Source organism: Klebsiella sp. D5A (genome assembly GCF_001620885.1).
In the GTDB taxonomy this organism is placed as follows: Bacteria; Pseudomonadota; Gammaproteobacteria; order Enterobacterales; family Enterobacteriaceae; genus Klebsiella; species Klebsiella variicola.
The window spans coordinates 337,281-353,699 of the sequence record NZ_LOAR01000004.1 but is presented as its reverse complement, the minus strand read 5'-3'; the positions used below and the strand labels follow the sequence as shown (position 1 = coordinate 353,699).

Sequence of the window (16,419 nt, the reverse complement as noted above, 5' to 3'; positions counted from 1 at the left end):
TAAGCGCAGGTGCTGACCTCAGTCCTGTTTGGCGGTGGTATGCAACATATAGTTAACATCAACCCCCGGCGCTAACTTGAAGGTGTTGGTCAGCGGATTGTAATGCAGACCGATGATATGCTGCTCTTTCAGAGTAGTCTGATCTACCCAGCTCAGCAGCTCGGCCGGTTTGATAAACTTCTTCACATCATGAGTGCCCTTAGGCACCATCTTCATGACATATTCCGCACCGACCACCGCCATCAGCCAGGCCTTGCCGTTGCGGTTGATGGTGGAGAAGAAGACCTGGCCGCCGGGCTTCACCAGCCGCGCGCAGGCATGCACCACCGACTGCGGGTCGGGCACGTGCTCCAGCATCTCCATACAGGTCACGACGTCATACTGCTGCGGATGCTTCGCGGCATGTTCCTCAACCGTTTCCTGAACATAGTCCACCTGAATACCGCTCTCCAGGGCGTGCAGCTTCGCGACCTGCAGCGGTTCGGCACCCATGTCCAGTCCGGTGACCGTCGCACCTTCGCGCGCCATGCTCTCGGCGAGAATGCCGCCGCCGCAGCCGACATCGAGGACTTTTTTACCGAACAGGCCGCCGGAGCGTTCGGCGATATAACCCAGCCGCAGCGGGTTGATGCGGTGGAGCGGTTTGAACTCGCCCTCCAGATCCCACCAGCGCGAGGCGACGGCTTCGAATTTGGCGATTTCAGCATGATCGACGTTAGGGGCTACCGACGTTTTTTCGGCATTCATGGGCGCTTTTACTCCTTTTCTGTTCAGACCTGCGAGTATATCAGCAGCGCGCCATGAATAAACCGTATTGCTTTACCTCTATTAGCGCGGCTGTGTTATAATTTGCGACCTTTGAATCCGGGATACAGTAGAGGGATAGCGGTTAGATGAGCGACCTTGCGAGAGAAATTACACCGGTCAACATTGAGGAAGAGCTTAAGAACTCTTATCTGGATTATGCGATGTCGGTCATTGTTGGCCGTGCGCTGCCGGATGTCCGAGATGGCCTGAAGCCGGTACACCGTCGCGTACTTTACGCCATGAACGTATTGGGCAATGACTGGAACAAAGCCTATAAAAAATCAGCCCGTGTCGTTGGTGACGTAATCGGTAAATACCACCCGCACGGCGACTCCGCGGTATACGACACCATCGTTCGTATGGCGCAGCCGTTCTCGCTGCGTTACATGCTGGTGGACGGCCAGGGTAACTTCGGTTCCATCGACGGCGACTCCGCCGCGGCGATGCGTTATACCGAAATTCGTCTGGCGAAAATCGCTCATGAGCTGATGGCCGATCTTGAAAAAGAGACGGTCGATTTCGTCGACAACTATGACGGTACGGAGCGTATTCCGGACGTCATGCCGACCAAAATTCCTAACCTGCTGGTGAACGGCGCCTCCGGGATCGCCGTAGGGATGGCGACCAATATACCGCCGCATAACCTGACGGAAGTGATCAACGGCTGTCTGGCGTATGTTGACGATGAAGACATCAGCATTGAAGGGTTGATGGCGCATATTCCAGGCCCTGATTTCCCGACCGCCGCCATTATTAATGGCCGTCGTGGCATTGAAGAGGCTTACCGCACCGGTCGCGGTAAAGTGTACATCCGCGCGCGCGCGGAAGTGGAAGTGGACGCGAAATCCGGCCGCGAAACCATCATCGTGCACGAAATTCCGTATCAGGTGAACAAAGCGCGCCTGATTGAGAAAATCGCCGAGCTGGTCAAAGAAAAACGCGTGGAAGGCATCAGCGCGCTGCGTGACGAGTCTGATAAAGACGGGATGCGCATCGTGATTGAAGTGAAGCGCGATGCGGTAGGGGAAGTGGTGCTCAACAACCTCTATTCCCAGACCCAGCTGCAGGTCTCCTTCGGCATCAACATGGTTGCTCTGCACCATGGTCAGCCGAAGATCATGAACCTGAAGGACATCATCGCCGCGTTTGTACGCCACCGCCGTGAAGTGGTGACTCGTCGTACGATTTTCGAACTGCGCAAAGCGCGTGACCGGGCGCATATCCTCGAAGCGCTGGCCGTTGCGCTGGCCAACATCGACCCGATTATCGAACTGATCCGTCGCGCGCCGACCCCGGCAGAAGCGAAAACGGCGCTGGTTGCCCAGGCGTGGGATCTCGGTAACGTTGCGGCGATGCTGGAGCGCGCCGGTGATGACGCCGCGCGTCCGGAATGGCTGGAGCCAGAGTTCGGCGTGCGCGACGGTAAATACTACCTGACCGAGCAGCAGGCTCAGGCGATTCTGGATCTGCGTCTGCAGAAACTGACTGGCCTTGAGCATGAAAAACTGCTCGACGAATATAAAGAGCTGCTGGAGCAGATCGCGGAACTGCTGCACATTCTCGGCAGCGCCGACCGTCTGATGGAAGTGATTCGCGAAGAGCTGGAACTGATCCGCGACCAGTTCGGCGACGAACGTCGTACCGAAATCACTGCCAACAGCGCTGATATTAACATCGAAGATCTGATCAACCAGGAAGATGTGGTGGTCACCCTGTCGCATCAGGGCTATGTGAAGTATCAGCCGCTGACCGACTACGAAGCACAGCGTCGTGGCGGTAAAGGCAAGTCAGCAGCGCGCATTAAAGAAGAAGACTTTATCGACCGCCTGCTGGTGGCTAACACCCATGACACTATCCTCTGCTTCTCGAGCCGTGGCCGTCTGTACTGGATGAAGGTCTATCAGCTGCCGGAAGCCAGCCGCGGCGCGCGCGGTCGTCCGATCGTCAACCTGCTGCCGCTGGAAGCCGATGAGCGTATCACCGCCATCCTGCCGGTCCGCGAGTACGAAGAGGGCGTCAACGTCTTTATGGCGACCGCCAGCGGTACCGTGAAGAAAACCGCGCTGACCGAGTTCAGCCGTCCGCGTTCCGCCGGTATCATCGCGGTCAATCTGAACGAAGGCGATGAGCTGATCGGCGTCGATCTGACCTCTGGTCAGGACGAAGTGATGCTGTTCTCCGCGGCCGGTAAGGTTGTGCGCTTCAAAGAAGACGCCGTTCGCGCCATGGGCCGTACCGCCACCGGCGTACGCGGCATCAAGCTGGCGGAAAACGACAGCGTCGTCTCGCTGATTATTCCGCGCGGCGAAGGCGCGATCCTGACGGTAACGCAAAACGGTTACGGTAAACGTACCGCAGCGGCGGAGTATCCGACCAAATCGCGTGCCACTCAGGGCGTTATCTCGATCAAAGTCACCGAGCGTAACGGCTCCGTGGTGGGCGCCGTGCAGGTGGATGACTGCGATCAGATCATGATGATCACCGACGCCGGGACGCTGGTTCGTACCCGCGTTTCCGAAGTGAGCATCGTGGGCCGTAACACCCAGGGCGTGATCCTCATCCGCACCGCGGAAGATGAAAACGTGGTGGGTCTGCAGCGCGTGGCAGAGCCGGTGGACGACGAAGAACTGGATGCCATCGACGGTAGCGTAGCGGAAGGCGATGACGATATCGCCCCGGAAGCGGATACCGATGACGACATCGCCGAAGACGAAGAGTAATCGTCCCAGGTAAATGTTCTGAAAGGGCCGGGTATTCTCCCGGCCCTTTTTGCATTAAGATTGCGGCAAAGCTGGTTTACCGCTACTTTAACCCCATTCTGTTGAGTCCCTGACGGCCGAGCATCGCCACATTGAAATATCTTGCCTCGTTTCATACAACCCTGAAGGTTTCACGTTATCTGTTCAGAGCGCTGGCGGTATTACTGTGGCTGCTGATTGCGTTTGTCTCTGTGTTCTATATCGTCAATGCCCTGCACGAGCGGGAAGCCGAGATCCATCAGGAGCTCAATCTCAACGCCGATCAGGCCCAGCGCTATATTCAGCGTACGGCGGACGTGATTAAAGAGCTGAAGTACGTCGCCGGTAACCGCTTGTCGGCAGGGGACGCGGTAGCGCAAGGGCAAAACGGCGATATCGCGGTGCCCAACTTTGAACCCCTGTACCCAGATTCCGACTGCAGCGCGATGAGCAGCACCTGGCGTAATTCGCTGCAATCACTGGCGTGGTTTATGCGCTACTGGCGGGATAATTTTACCGCTGCCTACGACCTTAACCGCATCTTTCTCATTGGCAGCGATAACCTCTGCATGGCCAACTTTGGCCTACGGGACGTGCCGATTGAGCGCGATCAGGCGCTGAAAGTCCTGCATCAGCGCATTGAGCAATATCGCAACGCGCCGCAAAACGAGCGCGGCAACAACCTGTTCTGGATAAGCCAGGGCATGCGCCCCGGCGTGGGCTACTTTTATGCCCTGACCCCGGTCTATATGGCCAACCGTCTGCAGGCGATGCTCGGCGTGGAGCAGACCATCCGTATGGAGAGCTTCTTCACGCCAGGCAGTTTGCCGATGAGCGTGACGATTTTTGACGATAACGGCCAGCCGCTGATCTCGTTGGCCGGCGCGGAAGGCAAAATCCAGAGCGAAGCGAAGTGGATGCAGGAGCGGATGTGGTTTGGCTACAGCGCAGGTTTTCGCGAGCTGGTGCTGAAAAAAAGCCTGGCGCCGTCCTCCTTAAGTATCGTCTATTCCGTTTCGGTGGACCAGGTGCTGGAGCGGATCCGCATGCTCATCATCAACGCCATCATTCTCAATATTCTGACCGGAGCAATGCTGTTTGCGCTGGCGCGAATGTATGAGCGGCGCATTTTTATCCCGGCGGAAAATGATGCGCAGCGACTGGAAGAGCATGAACAGTTCAACCGCAAAATCGTGGCCTCAGCCCCGGTGGGGATCTGTATTCTGCGCACCGTCGACGGGACCAATATTCTCAGTAACGAGCTGGCGCACAACTACCTGAATATGCTGACCCATGAGGATCGCCAGCGGCTGACGCAGATCATCTGCGGCCAGCAGGTCAACTTTGTCGATGTGCTGACCAGCAACCATACCAACCTGCAGATTAGCTTTGTCCATTCGCGTTATCGCAATGAAAACGTCGCCATTTGCGTGCTGGTGGACGTTTCCGCCCGCGTGAAAATGGAGGAGTCGCTGCAGGAGATGGCCCAGGCGGCTGAACAGGCCAGCCAGTCGAAATCGATGTTCCTTGCGACCGTCAGCCATGAGCTGCGTACCCCGCTATACGGCATCATCGGTAACCTCGATCTGCTGCAGACGAAGGCCCTGCCGAAGGGCGTTGATCGCCTGGTGACGGCGATGAACAACTCTTCCAGCCTGCTGCTGAAAATCATCAGCGATATTCTCGATTTCTCGAAAATCGAGTCTGAGCAGTTGAAGATCGAGCCGCGGGAGTTTTCCCCGCGCGAAGTGATGAACCATATCTCTGCTAACTATCTGCCGCTGGTGGTACGCAAGCAGCTGGGTCTGTACTGCTTTATCGAGCCGGATGTCCCGGAGCAGATGTCCGGCGACCCGATGCGCCTGCAGCAGGTGATCTCTAACCTGCTGAGCAATGCGATTAAGTTCACCGACACCGGCTGTATTATCCTGCACGTCCAGTGTGCGGGGGATTATCTGCAGATCAGCGTCCGCGATACCGGGGAGGGGATCCCGGCGAAAGAGGTGTTGCGCCTGTTCGATCCCTTCTTCCAGGTGGGGACCGGCGTGCAGCGAAACTTCCAGGGCACCGGCCTTGGCCTGGCGATCTGTGAAAAGCTGATCAGCATGATGGATGGCGATATCGCCGTGGAAACGGAGCCGGGGATGGGCAGCCGTTTTACCATCCGTATCCCGCTGTATGGCGTGCAGAACACACCGCAGGTGACGGCGGATGGTTTCGCAGGCAAGACCTGCTGGCTGGCAATCCATAATACCTCGCTGGCGATGTTCGTCACGTCGCTGCTCAGCTATCACGGCCTGACGGTACGCCGCCATGCCGGAGAAACGCCGGACGCCGACGATGTCTTGCTGACTGACGATGAAGCGCAGGCGGGTTGGCGGGGAAGTGCGATGGTCATCTTCTGCCGCCGCCATATCGGCATCCCGCAGGAGCGAGCGGCCGGAGAGTGGCTGCACAGCGTGACGACGCCGCATGAACTGCTGCCGCTGCTGGGGCGTATTTTCCACGTCGCCCTCGACAGCGCGGAGAATAGCCGGGCGCTGATGGCGCCGGACGCGCAGATCGGTAATAACGACGACATGATGATCCTCGTGGTCGACGATCACCCGATTAACCGCCGTCTGCTGGCGGATCAGCTGGGATCGCTCGGCTACCAGTGCGTGACCGCTAACGACGGGGTCGACGCGCTCAACGTACTTAGCAAACAGCATATCGATATCGTGCTCAGCGACGTCAACATGCCCAATATGGATGGTTATCGTCTGACGCAGCGCATTCGTCAGCTTGGCCTGACGCTGCCGGTGATCGGCGTCACCGCCAATGCCCTGGCGGAAGAGAAGCAGCGCTGTCTTGAATCGGGGATGGACAGCTGCCTGTCCAAGCCGGTCACCCTCGACGTGCTGAAGCAAACGCTGACGGTGTATGCGGCGCGGGTACGTAACGGGCGGGAATAACGGGGAGCTCCGTCTCGCCGGGGCGAGACGGAGAAAACAAAGGGATTACTCTTTATCCGTCGAACTTAGCGAGACGGAGGAGAGGTAGTTCAGCAGCGCAATGTCGTTTTCCACGCCCAGCTTCATCATTGCCGACTTCTTCTGGCTACTGATGGTTTTGATGCTGCGGTTGAGCTTTTTGGCGATCTCGGTCACCAGGAAGCCTTCAGCGAACAGACGCAGCACTTCGCTCTCTTTCGGCGACAGGCGTTTATCGCCATAGCCGCTGGCGCTGATTTTTTCCAGCAGACGAGAGACGCTTTCCGGTGTGAATTTCTTCCCTTTCTGCAGCGCGGCCAGCGCTTTTGGCAGGTCGGTCGGCGCTCCTTGCTTGAGAACGATCCCTTCGATATCCAAATCCAGCACCGCGCTGAGGATCGCCGGGTTGTTGTTCATGGTCAGAACAATGATCGACAGATCCGGGAAGTGGCGCTTGATGTATTTAATCAGCGTGATCCCGTCGCCGTATTTATCACCGGGCATGGACAGATCGGTGATCAGCACATGGGCGTCCAGCTTCGGAAGATTGTTGATAAGGGCCGTGGAGTCTTCAAACTCGCCAACGACGTTCACCCACTCAATTTGCTCAAGTGACTTACGAATACCGAACAGTACGATCGGATGGTCATCGGCAATAATTACGTTCATAGTGTTCATGTATAAGGCTACCTTCTACAGCAAGCTCTTGACGTAAACGTCAATGTCGCTGATATATTTTTCTATGCCTTGCGCATCCTTTTCGCGAATCAGATGCTCAAGCGTTTCACATAACTGCTTGCCGGGTATCAGATTAAGCATAGCAAATGCCCCTTTGAGGCGGTGGGCGGTTTGCGCCAGAGCAGCAAAATCGCCCGCTTCGATTTCAGTATACAATCTCTGAACATCATCCGGTACCGTATCGGCAAACAGTGCGTAATAGCCGCTGGCATGGAGTTCGGCGTTACTCTCGTTTCCTGAGGTGGCGGGCTGAACCGCCTCCTCCGCCAGCTGCTGCTCAATAAGCTGCAGGATAGCCTCCTGCATCGCCGTGCTAATATTAAAGTTGACCCGCAGTTGTCCCGGGCCGATCTTGCGTATCCCGACCTCATCATCGCTTAAAAGCAAGCCCGAAGCAGTAAGATTAGACGGATTATCCGTTAAATACAGATCGAACGCTTGACTTGTCGCCCGATCGTCCGGCGTGATGCACGACGCCCCCCAGCTCTCCAGCTGGCGGGTGACAATCCGCCGCACTTCACTGGAAGTCACATCCAGCAGGACGATAACGTCATCCAGCAGATGTTCGCCCGCCTCTGGCGCCTCTTCGCTGGCCGGCATTTTCAGGTGCAGGGTATAGCGCGTTCCCAGCGACTCCCGCGCTTTGATGGTCAACTGCCCACCCAGTTTGCGCGTCATGCGGTCGCACAGCCAGAAGGTGAGGGCGTTCGCCTTGCCGTACAGATCGCTCTGGGTCTCGTTGAGATACGGGAAGTGCAAATTGTCGATCTCGTTTGCCGAGACGCCGTTGCCAGTATCCAGAATGCGGAAGGTCAAACGATCGCTGGCCGACTCGTCCTGACAAACGTCGAGGGTGATCTTGCCGATAGGCGTGGTGGTGATGGAATACTGGATTAACAGCACCAGTGTGCGTCGCAGGGCTTCACGGTCACCGTAGCGCTGCTCACCGGCAGGGAGCGCGTTATTGATCAGCAGCTGCAGACCCTTGCGCTTCATCGCCGGCAGAACTTCCGGTACAACGTCATCGATCAGTTCCTGAACCGAGAACAGCGCCTGGCTGGTTTTCCAGGTGTCGCTTTCCAGCAGATTGGCGAGCTGAATGTCATCGATCAGTTTGACCAGCTCATCGGCATGCTGCGCCAGCGTCCGGTTCTCTGCGCTGTCGAGCGCCGCCGCCTCTGCCGCCAGGTTCAGCGCGGGCTGCTTCAGGGCGCTGCCAATATGCTGCATAAAGGCCGCCCGCCCCTGCTGGTTTTTCTCATACAAGCGCTGGGCCTGCTTGAGCTTTTTATTGACCAGCACTTCGCGGTCCTGGTCTCGGATAATCAGGATCTGCGTGCGCGGGGCTACCTGGCTGCGATACTGGCGGATTTCATACTGCTCATTATTGACGGTAGCCTGAATCACCCCCTGATGCTGGTCCGCCATATTGGTGATGTTCTGCAGATTCAGGTGCGGAAGCAGATGGTCGGCAATAGGGTTGCTGATAAGGGTTCGGTTGGCTTCCTGATCGTGAACCAGTAGCCCCAGCGGCAGCAAAGAAACAATTTCTTCATTTATAGCGCGCAGCAGACGCAGTTCGCTGTTGGCGGCGGAAGGGAGCCCGGCGCCAGACGGACTGCTGCGTCCTTTAAAGTGACGAAAGGTGGTAAAACCAAACAGCGCCAGCGCCAGCAGGCCAATGTTGAGCAGCAGCGGCAGAAGAATATTCTGCAGGGCGGCCAGCAGCATGCTGCTCAGCGGTACCGTCCAGAGCAACTGCATACCGGTAGTGCTGATATCGGTGGCGATGTCGATCTGCATGCCGTTAAAGGTGATCCCGATATGGTCGGTCGTCTCTTTGTCAGGATTGGTGGCAAGGTTTTGCGACGGGTCTGGCTCGATACGGAAGCTGTCCAACGCCATGCCTGGCGGGATCAGATCGTTAATCGGCAGGTCGAAAGCGACCACCGTGGCCAGATGTCCAGGCTGGTTGAAGGTGGTGCGTAACGTAAAGTAGTGCGCGTTCTGCCAGGCGAGATGGCGCAGCGGCGAGAAGGTCTCGCGCTCATCAAGGGTATTGGCCTGCAGCAGCATCTCCGCGCGCCGGGATTCCACGACGCTACTGATCGTTGACTCTTTAAAGCTTGAGGAGAGGTCCTTCAACGGCAGGGTTGAGACCAGAATCAGGCTATTATCCAGACCATTGAGATAGTACATCGACCATGGGATGGTTTCCGCACCCCACAAAATATCGAGATAATCGGACATTTTCTGCGTCATCTCGAGGGTCGAGCTGTCGTGGGAGCCAAAAATCAGCGCTTCGGTTTTACGCCGGGGCTTCTCAAGGTAGTAGACGTCCTGTTTTAAACGCGTCTCCTGCAAGCCACCGCTCGCAGCGTTAGCCGAGGTCGCGGCGATATTGTCGTAGATCTGCCAGGTGGCATAGCGCCAGGTGTCAATGCGCTGGTGCAAGGCGTGGGAGACATCAACCACCTGATAGCTCTTCTCTTTCAGCCAGGCATTGACGGCACTTTGAATCATCACCCCCATCGTCGCCAGCAGGACAATAACCATCAAAATGAAGAAGCGGCTGATGTTGCCGGGGATCAGGGAGAATTTTTTCGGGGTCATCTTGTGGCTGAACGACTCATCATTGTTTGTAAACAGGATGTAGCGCCAGAGTAACTGGCAACAAAGCAGATGCTGCAGGCAGTATAAAGGCTAATGGCGTAAATCCATACTACAGAATGGTGCCAGCGGCGCGATACTCTCCAGGAATTATCTTAGAATCGAAGCGCCAATGAAACCGCGCCAACAACGCTGACCAGTCGCGATATTGACAAAGTACAGGCGGAAGAATCGCACGAAATAACAAGACATTGGCTGAATAAGGGCAATTGACAGGCTAATTGATTGATTAATAGTCGTTAGGGAATTTTTTGCCGTAGCACAGATAAATTAAAGTTGTGTAAAGAAGGGTAAAAAAAACCGGATGCGAGGCATCCGGTTGAAATAGGGGTAAACAGACATTCAGAACTGAATGACGGTAATAAATAAAGTTAATGATGATAGCGACTGTTATTTTAGTCACCAATGATAGTTTTGTTTTACCATTCAGTGCTATAGAGTTATTTGTGTGTATGTGATTGATTGTGAACCAATAAATATTTTTTTTGATTATTAGTGCGTATTTCCCAGACCATTTTGTGGTGCAAAAAGTTCCGCCATTTTTACAAATTGAAACATCTTGTGGGCATTTTGAAACATCTTAGAAGTTTTAGTATCATATTCTTGTTGGATTATTCTGCATTTTGCAGCACAATGAAATAGCCGACTGATTAGAAGGGTAATCAGTAAGCAGTGGCATAATAAAAGGCATATAACAAACAGAGGGTTAATAACATGAAAGTTAAAGTACTGTCCCTCCTGGTACCGGCTCTGCTGGTAGCAGGCGCAGCAAATGCGGCTGAAATTTATAACAAAGATGGCAACAAATTAGACCTGTACGGTAAAATCGATGGTCTGCACTACTTCTCTGACGACAAGAGCGTAGACGGCGACCAGACCTACATGCGTGTAGGCGTTAAAGGCGAAACTCAGATCAACGACCAGCTGACCGGTTACGGCCAGTGGGAATACAACGTTCAGGCGAACAACACTGAAAGCTCCAGCGATCAGGCATGGACTCGTCTGGCATTCGCCGGTCTGAAATTTGGCGACGCGGGTTCTTTCGACTACGGTCGTAACTACGGCGTGGTATACGACGTAACGTCCTGGACCGACGTTCTGCCGGAATTCGGCGGCGACACCTACGGTTCTGACAACTTCCTGCAGTCCCGTGCTAACGGCGTTGCAACCTACCGTAACTCTGACTTCTTCGGTCTGGTTGACGGCCTGAACTTTGCTCTGCAGTACCAGGGTAAAAACGGCAGCGTCAGCGGCGAAGGCGCGACCAACAACGGTCGTGGCGCGCAGAAACAGAATGGCGACGGCTACGGTACTTCTGTAACTTATGACATCTTTGATGGCATCAGCGCTGGTTTCGCGTACTCTCACTCTAAACGTACCGACGATCAGAACAACCTGGTTCTGGGTAACGGCGACAACGCTGAAACCTACACCGGTGGTCTGAAATACGACGCGAACAACATCTACCTGGCCACTCAGTACACCCAGACCTACAACGCGACCCGCGCCGGTTCCCTGGGCTTTGCTAACAAAGCACAGAACTTCGAAGTGGTTGCTCAGTACCAGTTCGACTTCGGTCTGCGTCCGTCCGTGGCTTACCTGCAGTCTAAAGGTAAGGATCTGGAAGGCTACGGCGACCAGGACCTCCTGAAATATGTTGATGTTGGCGCGACTTACTACTTCAACAAAAACATGTCCACCTATGTTGACTACAAAATCAACCTGCTGGACGACAACAGCTTCACCCGCAACGCCGGTGTTTCTACCGACGACGTGGTTGCACTGGGCCTGGTTTACCAGTTCTAAGTCGCAAGCTGCACAAGAAAAAGGCGCCTCTGGCGCCTTTTTTTATGTCTGGTTTAACCTCGCTGGTATACTCTTGTCGCCCTGGTAAGAGGAGCCTCGACTAATGGACATGACTTTCTTTCGCGCCGCACTGCTGGGCGCCTGCGTACTGCTCTCTGGCTGCGATTCAGCCACCACCCCTGCGACCCCGGCTTCGACGGCCACCGTGCTGGATGGCAAAACCATGGGCACCTTCTGGCGGGTCAGCGTCATTGGCGTGGATGAGGCAAAGGCCGAGGCGTTGCGCGCCAAGGTTCAGGCCCAGCTGGATGCCGACGATCGCCTGCTCTCGACCTGGAAAAACGACTCGGCGCTGATGCGTTTCAACCACGCGGCGGATACCCGGCCCTGGCCAGTGAGCGAAGCGATGGCGGACATCGTGACGCTGTCGTTGCGGATTGGCGCCAAAACGCACGGCGCGATGGATATTACCGTGGGGCCGCTGGTCAATCTGTGGGGCTTTGGCCCGGATAAACAGCCGGTCACCACCCCGGATGCCCAGGCGATAGCCGCGGCGAAGGCGCGCACCGGCCTGCAGCATCTGCAGGTTATCAATCAGAGCGGCAGGCAATTCCTGCAAAAAGATATCCCCGATCTGTTTGTCGATCTCTCCACGGTGGGGGAGGGCTATGCTGCCGATCACCTCGCGCGATTGATGGAGCAGGAGGGGATCTCCCGCTATCTGGTGTCGGTGGGCGGGGCGTTGGTGAGCCGCGGGATGAACGGCGAAGGCAAGCCCTGGCGGGTGGCGATCCAGAAACCGACCGACCGGGAAAACGCCGTCCAGGCGATTGTCGACATCAATGGTCACGGCATCAGCACCTCCGGCAGCTATCGTAATTACTATGAACTCGACGGCAAACGTATCTCGCACGTCATCGATCCGCAGACCGGGCAGCCGATAAGCCATAAGCTGGTCTCCGTCACCGTCATTGCGCCAACGGCGCTGGAGGCGGATGGCTGGGATACCGGACTGATGGTCCTCGGGCCGGAAAAAGCGCAGCAGGTGGTGCGCGAGCAGGGGCTGGCAGTCTATATGATCGTCAAAGAGGGCGAGGGGTTTAAAACCTGGATGTCGCCACAGTTTCGCACCTTCCTCGTCGGCGAGAAAAATTAAAAAGCAAGATTGCGGGTTTTTTGCTGCGGGCGTCGCCGCAGACTGAGGATACACTTACAGCAGGAGCCTCGTCATGAAACCGATAGTTGCCGATACCGATGACCGCCGCTGGCAGGCGGTCTGCGAACGTGATACCCGGGCCGATGGTCAGTTTGTCTTTGCGGTACTGACCACCGGTATCTGCTGCCGCCCTTCCTGCCGCTCGCGTCGTGCGCGGCGGGAAAACGTGCGCTTTTTTGCCGACGTCGCCGCTGCCGTGGCGGCGGGGTTCCGCCCCTGCAAACGCTGCCAGCCGGATAAAGACGATCCGCAGCAGCAAAGGGTCGACAAAGTGGCGCAGGCCTGCCGGTTGCTGGAGCAGGACGCGCCCCTGACCCTTGAGGCGCTGGCTCGTGAGCTGGCGGTCAGCCCGTTTCATTTCCACCGTTTGTTTAAATCCGTCACCGGTATGACCCCCAAAGCGTGGCAACAGGCGTGGCGCGCCCGACGTCTGCGGGAAGCGCTGGAGCAGGGGAACACGGTGACCCGCGCCGCGCTGGCGGCCGGTTTTCCCGACAGCAGCAGCTATTATCGTCAGGCCGATGCGGCATTAGGTATGACCGCCCGTCAGTTTCGCCGTGGCGGCGCCGCCACCGTGGTGACCTGGACCACGGGCGACTGCGCGCTGGGCCGCTGTCTGGTGGCGCAGAGTGAGCGTGGCGTTTGCGCCGTTCTGCCGGGCGATAACGATACGGCATTGCTCGACGACCTGCGCCAGCGCTTTCCCAACGCCGAGTTGCGCCAGGGCACCCCTGAGTTCCGTCGCCAAATGGCCGAGGTTTTCGCCCACCTCGACGACAGCCGGCGGCCGGTATCGCTGCCGCTGGATCTGCAGGGCACCGCCTTTCAGTTGCAGGTCTGGCAGGCGCTGCGGCAGATCCCGGCGGGCGAGACCCGCAGCTACCGCCAGGTGGCAGAGCATATTGGTCTGCCACGAGCAGCAAGAGCGGTGGCTGGCGCCTGCGCGGCGAATTCGCTGGCGGTGATCGTTCCCTGCCATCGGGTGGTACGGGAGGGCGGCGCGCTGTCCGGTTATCGCTGGGGAACGGCGCGGAAAGCGCAGCTGCTGGCGCGCGAGGCCCAATACGAGGAGGAATAATGCTCGATCTGTTTAGCGATACGCCACCGTGGCAGGAGCCGCTGGCACCCGGTGCGGTGGTGCTCCGACGCTTCGCCCGCGAGCGCGCCCCGGCGCTGCTGCAGGCGATTGCCGATGTCGCCCGCCAGTCGCCATTTCGCCAGATGGTCACGCCGGGCGGATACACCATGTCGGTCGCCATGACCAACTGCGGCGCGCTGGGCTGGACCACCGATCGCCACGGCTACCTGTACGACCCGGTCGACCCGTTAACCGATCAAACCTGGCCGCCGATGCCTGCCGTATTCCGCGAACTGGCGCTGGCGGCAGCCGCGGCCGGCGGCTATCCGAACTTTTCCCCCGACGCCTGTCTGATTAACCGCTATCAGCCGGGCGCAAAACTGTCGTTGCATCAGGATAAAGATGAACAGGATCTGCGGGCGCCGATCGTCTCGGTCTCGCTGGGTCTGCCGGCCATCTTTCAGTTTGGCGGGTTGCAACGCAGCGACCCGCTACAACGGCTGCTGCTGGAGCATGGCGATGTGGTGGTCTGGGGCGGCGAGTCGCGTCTGTTTTATCACGGTATTCAGCCGCTGAAAGCCGGGCATCACCCCGAAACGGGCGACTGTCGTTACAACCTCACTTTTCGGCAGGCGGGCAGTCGCCAGTATTAAAATAAGAATTATTCTTGATGTCATCGGCGAGCCGTTTAAACTGCTGGCTGTTTTGCTTTTCCGGATAGCCTGTTATGGAACTTCTCTCTCTCGTCTGGCGTCAGTATCGTTGGCCGTTTCTCGGCGTGATTGCCCTCAGTCTGCTCAGCGCCGCGCTGGGTATCGGCTTAATCGCCTTCATTAACCTGCGCCTGATTACCGCTGTCGATACCTCGCTGCGGGTCCTGCCGGAGTTTCTTGGCCTGCTGGGGCTGCTGATGGCGGTGACGCTGGGCTCCCAGCTGGCGCTGACCACCCTCGGCCACCATTTTGTTTATCGCCTGCGCGGCGAATTTGTTAAACGCATCCTCGATACTCAGATTGAACAGGTGGATAAGATCGGCAGCGCGTCGCTGCTTGCCGGGCTGACCAGCGATATCCGTAACATCACCATCGCCTTTGTGCGCCTGCCGGAGCTGGTGCAGGGGATCATTCTGACCTTCGGCTCTGCCGCCTATCTGGCCTGGCTGTCAGGCAAAATGATGCTGGTGACGGCGCTGTGGATGGCGCTCACCATCTGGGGCGGTTTTGTGCTGGTGTCGCGGGTGTACAAACATATGGCCAGCCTGCGCGAAACGGAAGATAAGCTGTATCACGACTACCAGACGGTGCTGGAGGGGCGCAAAGAGCTGACCCTCAATCGCGAACGCGCGGAGTATGTGTTTAATCAGCTCTACCTCCCGGACGCCCGGGAGTATCGGCACCATATCGTTCGCGCCGATACCTTCCATCTCAGCGCGGTTAACTGGTCGAATATTATGATGCTTGGCGCCATCGGGCTGGTGTTCTGGATGGCCAACAGCCTCGGCTGGGCCGATACCGCCGTGGCGGCGACCTATTCCCTGACGCTGCTGTTTCTGCGCACGCCGCTGCTCTCCGCCGTCGGCGCGCTGCCCACCTTGCTCAGCGCCCAGGTGGCGTTTAACAAGCTGCGCCAGTTCTCTCTCGCCCCATATCAAGCCGAATTTCCCCGGCCGCAGGCGCATCCTGACTGGCAGACGCTGGAGTTGCGCGATGTCACTTTCCATTATCCGGACCAGCGCTTTGCGGTAGGGCCGCTTAACCTGACGCTGAAACGCGGCGAGCTGGTGTTTCTGATCGGCGGCAACGGCAGCGGCAAGTCAACCCTGGCGATGCTCCTGACCGGCCTGTATCAGCCGGTTTCCGGTCAGATCCTCGTGGACGGCCAGCCGCTGGCGGCGGATAAACCGGAGGAGTATCGCAAACTGTTCTCCGCGGTGTTTACCGACGTCTGGCTGTTTGACCGCCTGCTCGGGCCGCAGGGAGAGGAGGCCGATCCGGCGCTGGTGGCAACGTGGCTGGAGCGCCTGCAAATGGCCCACAAGCTGCAGCTGGAGAACGGGAAAATCGCCGACCTCCGGCTGTCGAAAGGGCAGAAGAAGCGCGTGGCGCTCCTGCTGGCGCTGGCCGAGTCCCGGGACATCATTCTGCTGGATGAATGGGCGGCGGATCAGGATCCGCATTTCCGCCGCGAGTTCTATCAGGTGCTGCTGCCGCTGATGCAGCAGATGGGGAAAACCGTGTTCGCCATCAGCCATGACGATCACTATTTCCAGCACGCCGATCGCCTGCTGGAGATGCGTGCCGGCCAGCTGTCCGAGCTCACCGGGGAGGAGCGGGCGCAGGCTTCCCGCGATGCGGTGGCCCGTACGGCCTGATGCTCGCCGCGAGCCCGGGGGAA

Annotated in this window: 10 protein-coding genes; 7 read left to right on the top strand and 3 right to left on the bottom strand. The window is 57.5% G+C overall.

Features of this window, described 5'->3' with window-relative positions:
- Positions 1 to 18: 18 nt before the first annotated feature.
- On the bottom strand, positions 19 to 747 hold the full coding sequence (gene ubiG, locus AS136_RS07500) for a bifunctional 2-polyprenyl-6-hydroxyphenol methylase/3-demethylubiquinol 3-O-methyltransferase UbiG (RefSeq protein ID WP_008803973.1): 729 nt from the start codon (positions 745 to 747) through the stop codon (positions 19 to 21).
- 146 nt (positions 748 to 893) lie between these two features.
- On the opposite strand from ubiG, the gene gyrA reads away from it, so the two are divergent.
- Both gyrA and rcsC read left to right on the top strand, forming a co-directional pair.
- Positions 894 to 3,527, top strand: coding sequence for a DNA topoisomerase (ATP-hydrolyzing) subunit A (gyrA, locus tag AS136_RS07495; RefSeq protein ID WP_008803974.1), 2,634 nt, complete (start codon positions 894 to 896; stop codon positions 3,525 to 3,527).
- Positions 3,528 to 3,658: 131 nt separating this feature from the next.
- The gene (rcsC, locus tag AS136_RS07490; protein ID WP_023340561.1) at positions 3,659 to 6,499 is read left to right on the top strand and encodes a two-component system sensor histidine kinase RcsC; all 2,841 of its coding nucleotides are present in this window, start codon (positions 3,659 to 3,661) and stop codon (positions 6,497 to 6,499) included.
- 45 nt (positions 6,500 to 6,544) lie between these two features.
- Here rcsC and rcsB read toward each other — a convergent pair whose 3' ends face one another.
- On the bottom strand, positions 6,545 to 7,195 hold the full coding sequence (gene rcsB, locus AS136_RS07485; RefSeq protein ID WP_004201684.1) for a response regulator transcription factor RcsB: 651 nt from the start codon (positions 7,193 to 7,195) through the stop codon (positions 6,545 to 6,547).
- Positions 7,196 to 7,210: 15 nt separating this feature from the next.
- Complete coding sequence (gene rcsD / locus AS136_RS07480) at positions 7,211 to 9,868, bottom strand: phosphotransferase RcsD (RefSeq protein ID WP_023323044.1); 2,658 nt, start codon at positions 9,866 to 9,868, stop codon at positions 7,211 to 7,213.
- 771 nt (positions 9,869 to 10,639) lie between these two features.
- On the opposite strand from rcsD, the gene AS136_RS07475 reads away from it, so the two are divergent.
- From AS136_RS07475 to AS136_RS07455, 5 genes are all read left to right on the top strand, one after another.
- Positions 10,640 to 11,731, top strand: coding sequence for a porin OmpC (locus AS136_RS07475; protein ID WP_008803977.1), 1,092 nt, complete (start codon positions 10,640 to 10,642; stop codon positions 11,729 to 11,731).
- 103 nt (positions 11,732 to 11,834) lie between these two features.
- Entirely contained in the window at positions 11,835 to 12,887 is a 1,053-nt protein-coding gene (gene apbE, locus AS136_RS07470) for an FAD:protein FMN transferase ApbE (protein ID WP_008803978.1), read from the top strand.
- Positions 12,888 to 12,960: 73 nt separating this feature from the next.
- Positions 12,961 to 14,025 carry a bifunctional DNA-binding transcriptional regulator/O6-methylguanine-DNA methyltransferase Ada gene (gene ada, locus AS136_RS07465; RefSeq protein ID WP_008803979.1) on the top strand — a complete coding sequence of 355 codons (1,065 nt, stop codon included), beginning with the start codon at positions 12,961 to 12,963 and terminating at the stop codon, positions 14,023 to 14,025.
- Positions 14,025 to 14,678: a DNA oxidative demethylase AlkB gene (gene alkB / locus AS136_RS07460; RefSeq protein ID WP_008803980.1), complete on the top strand. Its 654-nt coding sequence runs from the start codon at positions 14,025 to 14,027 to the stop codon at positions 14,676 to 14,678. The genes ada and alkB overlap by 1 nt, the downstream gene beginning before the upstream one ends.
- A 74-nt stretch (positions 14,679 to 14,752) precedes the next feature.
- On the top strand, positions 14,753 to 16,396 hold the full coding sequence (locus AS136_RS07455; RefSeq protein WP_022064828.1) for a multidrug ABC transporter permease/ATP-binding protein: 1,644 nt from the start codon (positions 14,753 to 14,755) through the stop codon (positions 16,394 to 16,396).
- Positions 16,397 to 16,419 lie beyond the last annotated feature (23 nt).